The sequence below is a fragment of the Marinobacter sp. GH_1 genome, from assembly GCF_048595985.1.
GTDB classification, from domain to species: Bacteria; Pseudomonadota; Gammaproteobacteria; order Pseudomonadales; family Oleiphilaceae; genus Marinobacter; species Marinobacter shengliensis.
The window spans coordinates 4005633-4021623 of record NZ_CP184460.1 but is presented as its reverse complement, the minus strand read 5'-3'; the positions used below and the strand labels follow the sequence as shown (position 1 = coordinate 4021623).

Genomic DNA, 15991 nt, shown 5'->3' with positions numbered 1-15991 from the left:
TGAAGTCTGGGTATTCGCTGCAATAGTTAAGGGAGATCAGCCAACAGAGGAGGCCCCGCATGTCGAATACCTCACTGAGCAAAGACAGCCTGAATACCCTCTCCACCCTGAACGCGGGTGGCAAGACCTATCACTACTACAGTCTGCCCAAGGCGGCTGACACCCTGGGCGACCTGAACCGCCTGCCGTTCTCCCTGAAAGTCCTGATGGAGAACCTGTTGCGTAACGAAGACGACACCACGGTCGACCGCTCCCATATCGATGCCATGGTGCAGTGGCTGAAAGACCGAAGCTCCGACACTGAGATTCAGTTCCGCCCGGCCCGGGTATTAATGCAGGATTTCACCGGCGTACCCGGTGTGGTGGACCTGGCGGCCATGCGCGAGGCGGTAAAACAGGCCGGCAAAGACCCGGCTCTGATCAACCCGTTGTCACCGGTGGACCTCGTGATCGATCACTCGGTGATGGTGGACAAGTACGGCAATCCGTCGGCCTTTAAGGATAACGTCGCCATCGAGATGGAGCGCAACCAGGAGCGCTATGAGTTCCTGCGCTGGGGCCAGCAGGCCTTTGATAATTTCCGGGTGGTGCCGCCCGGCACCGGTATCTGTCATCAGGTCAACCTGGAGTATCTAGGCAAGACCGTGTGGCAGAAGGACGTGGATGGCAAAACCATTGCCTACCCGGATACCCTGGTGGGTACCGACTCCCACACCACCATGATTAACGGCCTGGGCATTCTTGGCTGGGGTGTCGGTGGTATCGAAGCGGAAGCCGCCATGCTGGGCCAGCCGGTCTCTATGCTGATTCCCGAGGTGGTAGGCTTCAAGATCACCGGAAAGCTGCGGGAAGGCATCACCGCCACAGACCTGGTGCTGACGGTCACTGAAATGCTGCGCAAGAAGGGCGTGGTGGGCAAATTCGTTGAATTCTACGGCGACGGCCTGAAGGACATGCCGGTGGCTGACCGGGCCACTATCGCCAACATGTCGCCCGAGTACGGCGCTACTTGCGGCTTCTTCCCGGTGGACGAGCAGACCATCAATTACATGCGTCTGACCGGCCGGGATGAGGAACAGCTTGCGCTGGTGGAAGCCTACGCAAAGGCTCAGGGGCTTTGGCGGGAACCGGGCCATGAACCGGTCTATACCGATAATCTGGAACTGGACATGGGCGATGTCGAAGCCAGCCTGGCCGGCCCGAAGCGGCCCCAGGATCGTGTGGCTCTGAAGAATATGAAGTCGTCCTTTGAGCTGCTGATGGAAACCTCGGAAGGCCCGGGAGAAAACCGCAAAGCCAACCTGGAATCCGAGGGTGGCGGCACTGCCGTGGGCGCTCAGGATGCCTATTTTGAGCACCCGTCGAGTCAGCCATTGCAGATGAATGGCGAGAAGGCCCGGCTCGACCCCGGGGCGGTCGTGATTGCCGCCATTACCTCCTGCACCAACACCTCCAACCCCAGCGTTATGATGGCAGCTGGTCTTATTGCCCAGAAGGCCGTGGAGAAGGGTCTGAGTACCAAGCCCTGGGTGAAGACCTCGCTGGCGCCGGGTTCCAAAGTGGTCACAGATTACCTTCGCGTCGGCGGCTTCCAGGACGATCTGGACAAACTGGGGTTCAACCTGGTGGGTTACGGCTGTACCACCTGTATCGGTAACTCCGGCCCGCTTCCCGAGGAAGTGGAGAAAGCCATTGCCGACGGCGATCTGACGGTTGCCTCGGTGCTCTCGGGCAACCGGAATTTCGAAGGCCGGGTGCATCCGCTGGTGAAAACCAATTGGCTGGCGTCGCCGCCGCTGGTGGTGGCCTATGCCCTGGCTGGCAACGTGCGTCTCGATCTCAAAAAGGAGCCGCTTGGAAATGATAAGGCCGGCAATCCAGTCTATCTGAAAGACCTCTGGCCCAGCCAGCAGGAGATAGCCGAGGCCGTGGAAAAGGTGAAAACCGACATGTTCCGCAAGGAGTATGCGGAAGTGTTCGATGGCGACGCCACCTGGAAATCCATCAAGGTGCCTGAAAGCAAGGTGTATGAATGGAGCGATAAGTCCACCTACATTCAGCACCCGCCTTTCTTTGAGGGGCTGAAGGAGCAGCCGGACCCCATTGACGACATCAAGGATGCCAACATCCTGGCTCTCTTGGGTGATTCGGTCACCACTGACCACATCTCCCCGGCCGGTTCTTTCAAGGCCGATACGCCTGCTGGCAAATACCTGCAGGCACACGGTGTGGAGCCGAAAGACTTCAACTCCTACGGCTCCCGCCGGGGTAACCACGAGGTGATGATGCGCGGCACCTTCGCCAACGTGCGCATCCGAAACGAGATGCTCGATGGTGTGGAAGGCGGTTTCACCAAGTTTGTGCCCACCGGCGAGCAGATGGCCATCTACGATGCCGCGATGAAGTACCAGGAGCAGGGTACACCGTTGGTGGTGATTGCTGGCAAAGAGTATGGCACTGGCTCAAGCCGCGATTGGGCGGCCAAGGGTACCCGGCTGCTGGGCGTCAGAGCCGTGGTTGCGGAATCCTATGAGCGTATCCACCGCTCCAACCTGATCGGTATGGGCGTAATGCCGCTGCAGTTTCCGGAGGGAGTGGACCGCAAGAGCCTGAAGCTGACTGGTGAGGAAACCATCAGCATCGAAGGCCTGTCTGGAGACATCAAGCCGGGGCAGACACTCACCATGACGGTGACCTACAAGGATGGCTCCACCAAGAGCTGTGAGCTGAAATCACGGATTGATACTGCTAACGAGGCGGTGTATTTCCAGCATGGTGGGATTCTGCACTATGTGGTTCGTGAGATGCTGAAAAACGCGTGATCTCAGAAAGAGAGCCGGTGCGGTTTGCGCCGGCTCTGTCAGGATTCCGTGGTCTCCGGCAGCGGCAGCGAGACCCAGAAGGTGGCGCCGCTACCTTCTTCCGATTCGTACCCCACATTGCCTCCCATCGCCAGCATCAGCTCACGGGTGATGGCGAGCCCCAGTCCAGTGCCTTCCTTGGCCCGGCTTGGCGATGCATCTGCCTGGGCGAACTTCTGGAAAATACGATCCCGAAACGCAGTGGGAACACCCGGCCCCTGGTCTATTATCTCGATACGTACCGAGCTTTCTTGCCGCACGATCCGAACCTGCACCTCGCCGCCATCCGGTGAGTACTTCACTGCGTTTGACAGCAGGTTGGTCAGGGCCTGTTTCAGACGCATCGGGTCGAGTACTGCGGTCACGGTCGATGGCGCCCGGTGCAGGCGGATGCCAATCATTCGGGGCCTGGCGTACGGGCGTATCTCCTCAATGGCAGCCTCCAAAGCCTCTTCGACGTGATGGGGGCCAAGGTGAACCGGCATCTTGCCACTGACCAGCTTTTCGATATCGAGCAGGTCGTCAATCAAGGCCCGCAACTGATCGGTATTGCGACGGGCGATCGTCAGCATTTGTCGGGTTTTATCGGGCAGATCCCCGGTCGCACCGCCAAGTATCAGGCCGAGGGAGCCGGCGATAGAGGTCAGGGGTGTTCGCAGTTCGTGACTGACCGTCGAGATAAACTGGTTTTTTAGCTGCTCGGAACGTTGGCTTTCAAGGGTGGTGGCAACCCAACGGGCCAGTAGTGTTACGAACATCTTTTCGCTCTCGCTGAACGCCGGCCTGTGCGGGCGCTCAGAGGAAAAATTCAGAGTGCCAACGATCTTATCATCCAGCCAGACAGGGGCTGCCAGATAGCTCTCGAGTCCGAAGGTTTGATAACAGGCGTGGTTTCGGTATCGGGACTTGGCCATGTGGCTGATCGCCAGTATTTCCCCCTGTTCCAGTAGCATGGCGCAATAGGTTCGGTCCAGCGGCAGCGAGAGGCCGTTGTGGAGTGATCTGGAGCGGCGTTCGTGGTGCCACCTTATGGTATAAGTCTGGCCAGTGATAGCACTGACGATGGCGGTATCCGTGGCAAGAAAATGGTTGGCAGTCTTCAGGGCCCTTTCGACACGTTCGGATTCGCTGCCTTCATTGTCCAGGGCGATCTCGTTGAGGATGTTGAGTGCCCGGGTGCGCTCCCCGAAATAACTGCCAAGCTCCTGGTACTGGAACTCCCGCTCCACAATATCGGCCAGGTCCCGCAGGTTTCGTTTGTCATCCTCTGAGAATCCCCGGGGTTGGCGATCAATCAGGCACAGTGTGCCCAGCCGGTTACCGGATCGATCTTCCAGGGGCGCGCCGGCATAGAATCGAATAGAGGGCTCGCCGGTGACCAGAGGGTTATCGGCGAAGCGGTGGTCATTAAGGGCATTTTCAACGATGAAGGTGTCGGCCGCCAGAATGGCATGACCGCAAAAGGAAATATCCCGGGCGGTTTCCCGCACCCCGAGGCCATAGCAGGATTTGAACCACTGTCGGTCTTTGTCGACCAGCGATACCAGGGCAACGGGCACCTCAAACAGCCGTGCGGCAAGACGGGTGACCCGGTCATAGCGTTCTTCCGGTGGGGTGTCCAGCAACTGGCTTTGTTCCAGCGCGGACAAACGTTGATTTTCGTTGGCCGGGCGTTCAGGCGTCTTCATCGCGATTCTCGCTCTGATCCGTGGGTGCGATAGGAAGCTCTACCCAGAAGTGAGCGCCCCTTTGGTAAAAATAGCCCACCTGGCCACCCATGAGTGTGGCGAGCTGATCGCAGATGGCCAGTCCCAGCCCGGTGCCCGCCCTGGCCCGGTCGGAGCCGGCTTCGGCCTGGGCAAAGCGGTGGAATAAGCGTGGCAGAAACAACTCTGGCACTCCCTCACCCTGGTCCGCAACCACAAGGCGCACGCGCAGGTTACCCTCACGGTGCGCACTGAGGGTAACTGTACTGCCGGCGGGAGAGAACTTGCAGGCATTGCTGATGAAATTGTCCAGAATCTGCTTGAGTCGATATGGATCAGCCATGATCTGTGCATCTGGAGCAGTTTCCTGAGCCAGACGTATGTTGTGAATCTCGGCCAGCGCCCGGTTACTGGATACCGCCTCCGCCAGAATCTCGGCCGGGATCACCGGTTGCGTCTTCACCGCCAGCTCCCCGGCCAGGGCTTTGTTGAAGTCCAGCAGATCACCGATCAGACGCTGCAGCTGATCGCTGTTACGCAGCGCTACTTTGACCATCCGGTTGGCTTTGTCCGGGAGTGGTCCGGCTGCATTGGAGGCCAGCAGCGTCAGGGAGCCGTTGATGGAAGTTAGCGGGGTGCGCAGCTCATGGCTGATATTGGAGACGAACTGGTTCTTCAATTCATCCAGGGCTTCCCGTTCCTCCAGCAGTTGGTTGAAGGCTCTGGCCAGGCTGCGTATTTCCGGAGCGCCGGTTTCTGCCAGGCGCCCCGGATTTTCCATCTGCCGGGTCATGGTACGTAGCCGTGCCGCCATTCGCTCCAGAGGGGCGGTGGTGATACGGGACAGGGCCAGCACTAATGCCAGCATGACCAGGACCAGTACCCCACTGATGGCTACAAACTGTTGGAACGAAGCCCTGGCCGGCGCCGTTGCCTGTTCGTAGGGTACCGCCCTGAGAAACAGCCAGCCGACCCGTTCAAGGTGTTTTGTTGCGTAAATCCATCGCTGGCCGTCGCTGTCCTCAACCACGCCGCTGGTTATCCCGGAGAGCGCGGCATCAATCAGGGGCGATTCACCCGGCGCGGGGAGCTCCGGCATCAGATTGTCCGGTTCAATGGCATCAACGCGGGTAAAGTTCTGGGTGTCCAGCACCTTGAATACGGCGTTCGGTGTAACGGCGACCGGCTCTGGCAACAGGGCTGTGTTGTTCAGGTTGATACTGCCGCCGGCAAAACCCAGAAATCGGCCATCATCGGCCTTGATTGGGTGAAGAAAGGACACCAGCATGACCCCCGTGGTTCGGCCGATGATAGGGCGGCTGATGTAAGGCTCGCGGCTGGCCAGCGCCTCCCGGAAGTGGCTGCGATCGGCATAGGAGGTACCCAGGCGGCCCGGCACGTACTGGTTTTCAGCAATCGCCACGGCGTTTTCGTCAAACACCAACAGGCCTATGTCAAAAAAGTCTGCCAGCAGGGATTGGCGCTGGAGGATTCTGGCCAGTGTCTCGGCCGGCAACAGGCGGGTCCCATCGGTCATCTGGGCTGCGAGGGCACCAAGGCTGCTCAAGCGAAGCTGGAGCCGCTGGTTAACGCGGTTCGCGTAGCTTTGGGCCTCCAGTTGCTGACGCTGGGTCAGCACCTGCTCAAAGTCTGCCACCAGTTCCCGGTAGGCAACGAATGCCAGAAGACCTACGGTGAGTAAGGTGCTGCACACGGAAAGGATGGCAAAACGGCCGCCAAAGGACAGGTTTTTCAAAAAGTAACCCCAAGTGATAATGGCCGAACCGGCACAAACATGGTTTTATGGCGAACAGTCTAAACTACTGGATTACACAGCCTCAGAATATCAGGCAGAAAGTCTATGGTGGAATCAGGAGCAACCAGTACGGTCAACGATCGGCTCGCTGCCTTGCGGGACCGCTTTCGGGTGCGGGCCGAGATGGAGCTGGATAGCCTCGAGAAACAGGCTGCCGGGTTTGGTGCCGGGGAGAAGGCAGGCCAGGAGGAACTGGCGGAGATTGCCCGTCGCCTCCATCAGTTGGCGGGTTCTGCGGGCACATTCGGGCAGCCGGCTCTGGGCGAGGCCGCCAGGGTCCTGGAGAAACGTTTACTGCCTGATGCCGATGGCCCCACACAGCAGCCCGCTGATCTGTTGCTGCGAGTCTCCGAACTCAAACATTTGCTGCAGAGGGCACCCATCACTGTTGGTGACAGTGCCTCAGAAACATCGTCGGAATCGCCATTGGGCAGCCACGGTGCCCGGGTTCAGGTGGTGTTGGTACTGGACGACGCCGCAGAATCCCGTAGCCTGTCGGATGCTCTGGGTGGTTACGGGTTTGAAAGTCACAGATACAGTGTTGCCGATGACAAGCTGGCTGGTTGCCTTGCTAAACTGGTTGAGCAGCCCCGTGCGATATTGTGCTCCGATGCCCGTCTGATGTCCGTCATGGCTCTGCTTCGAGCCAATGCCGAGCCGTCGGTTGAACGCGTTCCAGTTGTTTGCCTGAGTCCGGATACATCGTTTGCCAACCGGTATCAGGCCGCGTCCTTGGGGGCTGTCGCTTTCTTCGGACAGCCGGTGGATGTGCCCGAACTGGCCGAGCGGATTGAGTACCTGGCGATCGAACGCAGTGCCCATGTTCGTGGGCGGGTGTTGATGGTGGAGGACGACCAGGAGCTGGCGGAACATTTCCGCCTGATTCTCACGTCTGCCGGGGTGGACGTGTGTTGGGTCAGGGAGCCAACCGAGCTGATGCACCAGCTGTCGGAATTTCGCCCGGACATCATTCTGATGGACGTGCAGCTGGGCGAGTACTCGGGTGTTCACCTGGCTCGACTGGTGCGATTTGACCCCCAGTGGCTCAGCCTGCCGATTATCTACCTGTCCTCCGAGGCTGACCGGGATGTGCAGCTTGACGCCTTGTCCCGGGGCGCGGATGAGTTTTTGACCAAACCGGTCTCTGATGGCTATCTGGTGAGATCGGTTCTGATCCGGTGCTTCCGGGCCCGCCAGCTGTCCGGGCTGATGAACCGGGACAGCCTCACCGGACTGCTTAAGCACTCCCTGATCAAACAGGAGGCCGACAAGGAGCTGTCCAGATGCCGCCGCGAAGGCCTGGAAGCCTGTGTGGTGATGCTGGATATTGATCACTTCAAGCAGGTGAATGACATTCATGGCCACCGCTGTGGCGATACCGTTATCAAGGCATTGGCTAACCTTTTACGCAACCGCCTGCGAGAAACCGATCGGATTGGCCGCTACGGCGGTGAAGAGTTCCTGCTGGTGCTGCCTGGATGCGGTAAACAAGACGCGAGACAGAGAATGGCAGACCTCCGGGCGAGTTTTTCCGGGCTGGTATTCAAGTGCGGTGGGGACAGTTTCAGGGTCACCCTGTCAGCCGGTATCGCCCAGGTCAACGCGTTTGAATGTGGCAGTGATGCCATAGAGGCCGCAGACCAGGCTTTATATCAGGCCAAGCGCGAGGGGCGTGATCGTGAAGTGGTTTTTGAAGGACGGGAGCCCACTGACAATCCGGTGATTCGATGAACGTACTGGTATTGGAAGACGACGAACTGGTCGCAGAACTGCTTGAAACCGTGATTGCCGGGAGCTACCCGGGGGCGAGGGTGCGCCTGACTGGAACCCTGGCTCAGGCCTTGGCCAAAGTCGACACTGAATCTTTTGATCTGGTAGTGGCCGACTGGAACCTGCCGGACGGCTCTGGCCTGGAGCTTGTGCGGCAGGTTCGCAGGCGTGATTCCGAGGTGCCCTTGGTGATGGTTTCGGGGCGGGCAGACAGGGATTCCGTGCTGAAAGCGGCTCACTATGGTATCAGCGGTTATATCACCAAGCCTTTCAGTGTGGAGATCCTGCATCAGCGCCTGGCCGAGCTGCTGACATCCGAGGGGCAGTATGGGCGGCCAGATCTGGAGACTATGCTCAAGTCCGGGCTGGAGCGGTCAGTTCAATTACCGGGTGACCAGAATCCGGAGGACATCCTGGAGCTGATTGAGCGTGCCGATCAACTGTCGGCCGCTCAGTTGGCGGAACGCTGGCGGGAAAAAACGGCTCTCGTCACCCGATTGCTGGATGTGGCCAATGGCAGTTCCTTTCGCCGCACGGGCAAACCTGTCGAAACCGTCAAGGATGCGATCACACTGCTGGGCGTGCCTATGGCACTGAATCTGGCATTGGCACTGTCTCTGGATGTCAGCCGTAAGTTTCATGTGTCGGTTCTGGTTGAACTGGCGGCCGGTTTTCAGGACACGGCCAGTCATGTGGGTAGAGAAGCCCAGCGACTAGCCATCACACTGAAGCACTCGCCGGTGATGTACCAGAAAGCAGGGTTGTTGAGCCGCGTGGGCGAGCTGGCGGTTTTGCATATTCTCAACCAGTTTGCCTCCCGGGGTGGTGAAGTGTCTGCAGAGCTTGCCCGGCGGTGTCTGAAAGAGTGGGCGCAACCATACGGCAATCGCTTGAAAGTACAATGGCGCCTCCCCCTGGGCCTGCGGGACATGATCGGTGCGGTGCACTTTTTACCCCGTGACAGCACCAGGGAAGAACGGTTGATCATGCGGGCCGCTGCACTAATGGCTGAGGGTCAGGAGCGCACCGAGGAATGCCGGCGGCTATTGCGCCGGCTCGGGCTCGATGACGGCACAGGAAATTCAGCGCAGAGGGACAAACCATGATTGGCGGTCGAAGGGAGCGGATTCTGTACGTTGAAGACGACCCGGATATCCGGGAAGTGGCAGAATTGGCCCTGGTTGACGTTGGTGGTTTCGAGGTTTGTTTGTGCGAATCTGGCGCCCAGGCCTTAGCGCAGATTGATGGGTTTGCGCCAGACCTGATTTTGCTGGACGTCATGATGCCAGCGATGGATGGCCCTGAAACGCTTCGCGCTCTGAAAAAAAGGCCCGGCGGATTGCAGGTGCCGGTGGTGTTCATGACCGCTCGGCTTCAACCTTCAGAACAGGCGTCCTATCTTGCCCTTGGTGCCATTGGTGTGATCCCCAAGCCCTTTGACCCAATGACCCTTGCGAACGAAATTCGTGCCTTTATGGGCAAAGATTGATCAGGGTGCCAAGGTGCCGGTTTTAGGGTAGGCTGGCGCCCTGAAAACGAACTCGCTGCTGAGGTAACTATGTCCTCCCCAGAATCTCCAGATGACATCAAAGCACGGCTGAACCTGGAAACCTCCCGCATTCACTGGCACGAGCTGCAAACCTATTACGCCCGCGGCCAGGTGGTGCGGGTAGCACCGGAGCTGGATCTGTTGAACGTGGCGGCCGAACTGACCGCCGACAACAAGGCGCAGTTCGAGCACTGGATGTCGGGCGGCCAGGTAGGGGAGGTCGCGCCCGATCTCGCCCGCGCCTGGTACGATCGCAATGCCGAACTCTGGGCCGTGGTGATTGCCCCCTGGGTGCTGGTTCAGGACCGTACTGGCCAGGGCCTGCATTGACCCAGTCCTGTTGCCGGCTCACGAAGCCGGTTTCCTATATTGTCTAACCTGCCCGTGAGGGGTTTATGCTGACCGGTGCGTTGCTTGTTCTGGCGCCTTTGTTCCTGGGCTTTGCCATAGCGCTCTCTAACCGCCGTCTGATGACGGTAATACACTATACCGTGGAAGCTCTGGTCTATTTCATTCTGGCGCTGCTGGGTCTTGGCCTGGGTCAGATGGATGGCCTGCTGGACCAGTTAGGCACCATGGCTGCTCAGGTGGCGGGGTTGGTAATGGTGCTGCTGGTGGCCAACATGGTGGGCCTGTGGTTGTTCCACCGCTGGCAGCCCATGTCCACGGGAGAGGAAGCCGGTCAGGAGTGGCCGAGTTATCGCCGGTTGTTCCTTGCCGGCTTGAAACCGCTACTGGCGGTTGTCGCTGGGGCCCTGGCCGGCTACTTCCTGTTACCGCAACTGCCGCTGGTTGACGATGTGGCTACCTGGGCGCTGATGCTGTTGCTGTTCTTTATTGGGCTGCAGTTGCGTAATGCCGGGTTGTCGCTCCGCAAATTGCTGATGAACCGCCAGGGCCTGGGCATTGCGCTGGCGATGGCGTTGAGTTCCCTGCTGGCGGGTCTTTTGCTGATTCCGTGGCTGGATGTGCCCTGGCACCAATCCCTGGCTCTGGCCTCCGGATTTGGCTGGTATTCGTTGTCTGGCATCGTGATCGGCGATGCTCTGGGGCCCGCCTGGGGTGGCGTGGCCTTCCTGAACGATGTGCTGCGGGAGATCATCGCCCTTGCCATCATTCCGCTGGTTATTGGTGCGCGCCCGGCCATGGCCATCGGCTACGGTGGTGCAACCGCCATGGATTTCACCCTTCCCGTTATTCGAAGCAGCGGCGGCCTTGCCTGTGTACCGGTGGCGATTGCCTCCGGCTTTTTACTGTCGTTTCTGTCGCCGGTGTTAATGGGGATCTTTCTGGCTTTGGGTTGAGCGGCAAGAATCTGATGACATTCAGAATCTGAAATTGACCCGGTGCAATGCTTTGGTCAGATTTACCGCTATAGTGGCTACGTATTAGTATCCGAATAATCGATGCCGCTCCGGAGCCTGAATGAACCGCCGCCAATTCCTGCAACTGTCCGTTGCCGCCCTTTCGGCTCTGGGGCTGGCCGGTTGTTCAAAATCCGCACCGTTGCGTACTGGCATTCATCCCTGGATTGGTTACGAACCCCTGTACCTGGCGGAGGAGTTTGGCTGGCTGCCGGATTCCGTTCGGCTGGTCAAACATTCGGCAGCCAGCGACTCCATGGCGGGCCTGCTGGCCGGCGAGCTGGATGCCGCTGCCTTGACCCTGGATGAGGCGTTACGGGTCTATGCGGAGGGCGTACCCCTGCGTGTGGTAACGGTTACCAACGTGTCTGTTGGTGCCGATGTCCTGATGGTCAAACCCTCCATCACCAGTCTTGCCGGGCTCCGGGGCCGGCCCATCGCCGTCGAACTGGGTGGCGTCTCGGGGATTATGCTGTTCTCTATTCTGGAGCGGGCCGGCTTGAGCACCGATCAGGTTTCGTTGGTTGATCTGCCGGTGAATCGCCATTTGTCCGCCTGGCAAAATGGCGATATTGAAGCGTCGGTATGCTACGAGCCGACCGCCTCGGTGCTGGAGCAGGCCGGAGGTACCCGGTTATTCGACAGCAGTCAGGTGCCCGATACCATCTTTGATACCCTGATAGTTACTGAGGCAGCCGCCCGCCGAAAACCCGGTGCGGTGCGTGATCTGGTGTACGGCTACTTCCGGGGCCAGCATCACCTGGTGCGCAGCATGCATGATGCAGTGTATCGAGTGGCCACCCGTCAGGGAATAACGCCGGATTCGGTGCGCCGGTCCCTGGCCACGGTGATGCTTCCGGAGCTTGCAGCCAACCAACGATACCTGGCGCATCATGGCCGGATTGAGGTGGTCGCGAAACGACTGTCCGGCATTCTGGTCCGCGAGGGGTTGATGGCCAGCCATCCTGTTTACGAACGCCTTTGCGACCCGTCATTCCTGCCCCGGAGTTTGTCATGAACCGGCGGTGTTCCCGCACGCTTATTCTGGTGCTAGGCCTGCTGGCCGGGCTCTGGGCACCGTTAGCCGTGGCCAAGGGGGCGGTCACTCTGGGGATTCTGTCTTACCGGCCAGAACCGGTGATCCAGGAACGTTATAGCCTGCTGGCAGAGTATTTGAGCCAGGAAACCGGATTGGAGGTACGGCTGTGGGTATTCAACCAGGATGACATGAACCGGGCGCTGGCCTCGAATCGGGTGGATTTCTTTTTGACCAACCCCAGCCACTTCCTGATGATTCGCAGCGAGCGCAGCCTGACCGGGGTGCTGGCCACCCTGCAACGGGAGTGGCAAGGCCGTTCCACTGGCAGTATTGGTGGCCTTATCCTTACCCGCGCCGAACGCAGTGACATCGATCGCCTGGCAGACCTCAGAGGCAAAAGCATAGCTACCCCGGGTATTCATTACCTCGGTGGCTTTCAGGCAGCGGCGCTGGAGCTGAGGGATGCGGGTGTGGACATTCTCCGCCACAACCGGATGGTGCATCTGGGTAATCACGACCGAGTCATTCGAGCGGTATTGACCGGCGATACCGATGTCGGGTTTGTCCGAACCGGTATATACGAAGAACTCATCCGGGAAAATCCGGCGTTGGCAAACAAGCTGAAAATGATTCATGTGCAGACACTGACCGGCTTTCCGTTTTCGGTGTCTACCCGGCTATATCCTGAGTGGCCGCTGGTCTCTCTACCTCATGTGGATAGTCGGATTGTGCGTAGGGTGGCGTCTGCGCTGTTTGCTCTGGAACCTGGTCATCCTGCCGCACGGGCGGCAGGCCTGGCGGGATTCTCGCCTCCAGCCGACTACGAGTCAGTTGAGGATGTGGCCCGAACCCTGAAAGTGGCGCCCTATGACCAGGTGCCGCGAGTCACCTGGGTGGATGTGCTGAACCAGTATCGGATCTGGGTGCTGACGGTTGCGGTACTCTTTGTAATGCTCGTGGTCACCAGCCTCTGGCTAAGCCGCAAGAAGCGCCAACTGGCTACCGAGGAACGGCGCCAGCGTGAGCTCATTGGCAGCTGGCCCCAGCCGATGCTGATGATCCGTAACGGGGAACTGATCAATTGCAACCGTGCCGCCGTGGATCTGGTGGGTTACACCTCCGAGGCATCGCTTTTAGGTAAGGGCTTGCCCACTTTCTCGCCCCATGCGCAGCCGGACGGTACACCTTCCCTGCAAAAAGCGGATGCACTGATCAGGCGGGTAACGACCGGAGAAGTGGCACAGTCCGAGTGGCTGTTCGTGCATTCGGACGGTTCCGATGTCTGGGTGGATATGACCCTGGCGCCGGTCTATGAGCACGATCAGGAGAGCCCTTCCATTCTCTGTTCCTGGTACGACATTACCCGCCGTAAGTATGCAGAGGAGCGCCAGCGACTGGCCCTGCGAGTGTTTGAGAATGCCCGTGAAGCTATTTTTATCACCGATGCCCACGGTGTTGTCATGGACATCAATGAAGCCTACTCACTGATTACCGGGCGGGACCACAAGGTGGCGGTGGGCAGCCTGCCACCCATGCCCATGGACGAAGGCAGTGCCATCCTGATTGCGGCGCGTAAGCACGGCGTCTGGACCGGCGAATTCTCCAGCCGGCATCGGGATGGTCACGCCATCGTGCTCAGCCTCACCCTGAGCAGCGTGTTCGATGAGCAGGGGCAGCTCAGTCATTTCGTCGGGGTGTTCAGTGATGTCACCCAGCTTAAGGAAACCGAGAAACAGCTGCGCACCATGGCGCACTATGATTCACTGACCGGCTTGCCGAATCGGGTGCTGTTCTCGGACCGTCTGCAGCAATCCATGGCCCAGGCCCGCCGGCAGAACTATCAGTTGGCGGTGATTTACATCGATCTGGATCATTTCAAACCCATCAACGATGCCTTCGGGCACCACGCAGGGGATGGTTTGTTGGTGGAAGTTGCCCGCCGCATGCGTTCAACCCTGCGCGAGGAAGACACCCTGGCCCGGCTGGGAGGTGATGAATTTGCCGCCATCGTGGTGAACGTCGCCGACCAGCAAACCCTGGAGGCGTTGTTGGCGCGCTTATTAACCAAGATTGGCGACCCGGTGTGGGTAGCTGACCACAGTGTTGAGGTGTCTGCCAGCCTGGGTTATACCCTGTACCCGAAAAACGCGGAGCTGGATGGCGACCAGCTGTTACGCCAGGCAGACCAGGCCATGTATCGCGCCAAACGGGAGGGCAAAAACCGCTACTGCAGGTTTTCCGACTCCGGCAGCTGATGCTGGGCGCCATTGAGCAAATGGGTGGCCGGTTGCCATTTCAGGGCCTTGCTCCACTGGTCATTGAGCCGCCGTACAGAACTCAGGGTATCCAGAGCCTGGTCCCCCAGGGCGGTGCTGAAATCCCGCCGTACCATCATCTGCAACATCGCGTTTTTCAACCGGTGGTAAGTGCCCTCTGCCTCGGCAAGCAACGCCTCAGCCGGGCCTTCTGATGCGACCAGCTCCCGGATGGTATCCAGATAGTGCTCCAGTGTCTCAGCTTGCTCGGCAAACTCTGTCCGGTGGCTTAGCTGCCGCAGCTGCAATAGCCGGGTGGTCAGATCAGTGGCTTCGGCCAGGTAGCGGCAGGTGCGGATGCTGATGGTCAGGGCATCCACCACCGACGGGTGCATTTTTTCCGCCCTCAACCGGCCGATATAGTCAGTGATCGCCTGGTTCAGGTTGCGGATGGCATCGGCTTTCGGCCGGATATCGGCTTCGGTCAGGCTCTCCCGATCAAGACACACCCTCAGCAGGCCCCGGCTATGGCCGATCAGTCGTTTCATTTCCTGGTCCACCGCCCCGATCGCCAGTTCTGGCGTGGTGATCAGGGTATCGTCCAGATAACGGGGCACGGCGTTATCTTCCTCCTTGCTCCGGAACATCCGGCCCAGAAACCGGGCAAAGGGTTTGGTAAACGGCAGCATAATGGCCGCCCCCAGCACATTGAACAGGGTGTGGAACAGCGCCAGAGACACAGCGGGGTTGGCTTCCAGGTTCAGCCAGTCGGTCAGCATCGCCACGGTCCACAGCATCACCGGCAGGATTATCAGGGCGATGGCGCCGGTAAACACGTTGAACAGGATATGGCCAATCGCCAGCCGGCGGGCATTGGCGGTGGCTTTGAGGGCCGACAGGGCAGCCGTAGAAGTGGAGCCCAGGTTGGCGCCGATCACCGCTGCTGCCGCATTGTCGAGACCGATCAAGCCACCGGCTGCAGCGGTCAGAACAATGGCCAGGGCGGCGCTGGAGGATTGCGTCAGAACCGTGGCCAGAAACCCGATGACCAGAAACGTAAACAGGCCGTAATCCGGGCTGATAATACCGCCGTCGGTAAAGCCTCCGGCCAGGGATTCCAGTGCGGTCTTGAGAATCGACAGGCCGAGGAAAAACAGCGCAAAGCCCGCCAGCGCCTCCCCCAGGAACTGGTTCCGCTGATTGCGGCTGATCATCTTGAAGCCGACACCGGCGGCCAGCAGCGGCAGCGCCAGGGCTTCGATCTTGAACCCGAACCCCACCAGGCTGACCAGCCAGGCGGTCATGGTGGTGCCTATGTTGGAACCGAAAATGACCCCGAGAGACTGAGCCAGGGTCAGCAGGCCCGCGTTGACAAAGCCAATGGTGGCAACGGTAACCGCCCCGGAATGCTGCACAATACCGGTGATGGCGAAGCCGGCCATCAGGCCCCGCAGGGGTGTCCTGGTCCAGGTACCTAACAGGTGTCGTAACTGGTGGCCAGCGGCGTTCTTCAGGCCGGTGGTCATCATTTCCATGGCCAGCATGAACAGCGCCAAGCCACCGAGAATCTGGAACACGGATGAGATCATGGTTCGGTTGTCGTTGTGGTTTGCGGATTAGTGGCGAGTGTA

At 59.4% G+C, this 15991-nt stretch carries 11 protein-coding genes; 8 read left to right on the top strand and 3 right to left on the bottom strand.

The annotated features are described in order from the left end of the window. Positions 1 to 59: 59 nt before the first annotated feature. Positions 60 to 2822, top strand: a complete 2763-nt coding sequence (acnA, locus tag ACNSOI_RS18345) for an aconitate hydratase AcnA (RefSeq protein ID WP_420194737.1) — start codon at positions 60 to 62, stop codon at positions 2820 to 2822. A 38-nt stretch (positions 2823 to 2860) separates the two neighbouring features. Here acnA and ACNSOI_RS18340 read toward each other — a convergent pair whose 3' ends face one another. Together ACNSOI_RS18340 and ACNSOI_RS18335 are read right to left on the bottom strand one after the other, a co-directional pair. Continuing rightward, a complete protein-coding gene (locus ACNSOI_RS18340) occupies positions 2861 to 4549 on the bottom strand; it encodes a GAF domain-containing protein (RefSeq protein ID WP_420194736.1) in 1689 nt (562 codons plus the stop codon). After that, positions 4536 to 6323: an ATP-binding protein gene (locus tag ACNSOI_RS18335; RefSeq protein ID WP_420194735.1), complete on the bottom strand. Its 1788-nt coding sequence runs from the start codon at positions 6321 to 6323 to the stop codon at positions 4536 to 4538. The genes ACNSOI_RS18340 and ACNSOI_RS18335 overlap by 14 nt, the downstream gene beginning before the upstream one ends. A 105-nt stretch (positions 6324 to 6428) precedes the next feature. On the opposite strand from ACNSOI_RS18335, the gene ACNSOI_RS18330 reads away from it, so the two are divergent. The 7 genes from ACNSOI_RS18330 to ACNSOI_RS18300 all read left to right on the top strand — a co-directional run bounded on the left by ACNSOI_RS18330 (position 6429) and on the right by ACNSOI_RS18300 (position 14360). Beyond that, positions 6429 to 8114, top strand: a complete 1686-nt coding sequence (locus tag ACNSOI_RS18330) for a diguanylate cyclase (RefSeq protein ID WP_420194734.1) — start codon at positions 6429 to 6431, stop codon at positions 8112 to 8114. Then, entirely contained in the window at positions 8111 to 9259 is a 1149-nt protein-coding gene (locus ACNSOI_RS18325) for a response regulator (RefSeq protein ID WP_420194733.1), read from the top strand. Before ACNSOI_RS18330 ends, ACNSOI_RS18325 begins: the two co-directional genes overlap by 4 nt. Next, on the top strand, positions 9256 to 9642 hold the full coding sequence (locus tag ACNSOI_RS18320; protein ID WP_106694042.1) for a response regulator: 387 nt from the start codon (positions 9256 to 9258) through the stop codon (positions 9640 to 9642). Before ACNSOI_RS18325 ends, ACNSOI_RS18320 begins: the two co-directional genes overlap by 4 nt. A 69-nt stretch (positions 9643 to 9711) precedes the next feature. Next, positions 9712 to 10032 carry a DUF2288 domain-containing protein gene (locus ACNSOI_RS18315; RefSeq protein WP_420194732.1) on the top strand — a complete coding sequence of 107 codons (321 nt, stop codon included), beginning with the start codon at positions 9712 to 9714 and terminating at the stop codon, positions 10030 to 10032. 65 nt (positions 10033 to 10097) lie between these two features. After that, positions 10098 to 11006, top strand: coding sequence for a lysine exporter LysO family protein (locus ACNSOI_RS18310; protein WP_420194731.1), 909 nt, complete (start codon positions 10098 to 10100; stop codon positions 11004 to 11006). 121 nt (positions 11007 to 11127) lie between these two features. Beyond that, positions 11128 to 12084, top strand: a complete 957-nt coding sequence (locus tag ACNSOI_RS18305) for an ABC transporter substrate-binding protein (protein ID WP_061330906.1) — start codon at positions 11128 to 11130, stop codon at positions 12082 to 12084. After that, entirely contained in the window at positions 12081 to 14360 is a 2280-nt protein-coding gene (locus ACNSOI_RS18300; protein WP_061330905.1) for a diguanylate cyclase domain-containing protein, read from the top strand. Before ACNSOI_RS18305 ends, ACNSOI_RS18300 begins: the two co-directional genes overlap by 4 nt. On the opposite strand, the gene ACNSOI_RS18295 is transcribed toward ACNSOI_RS18300, so the two are convergent. Next, positions 14330 to 15949, bottom strand: a complete 1620-nt coding sequence (locus tag ACNSOI_RS18295) for a Na/Pi cotransporter family protein (protein ID WP_374812594.1) — start codon at positions 15947 to 15949, stop codon at positions 14330 to 14332. The two genes, ACNSOI_RS18300 and ACNSOI_RS18295, sit on opposite strands and share 31 nt — an antisense overlap. Positions 15950 to 15991: the final 42 nt, after the last annotated feature.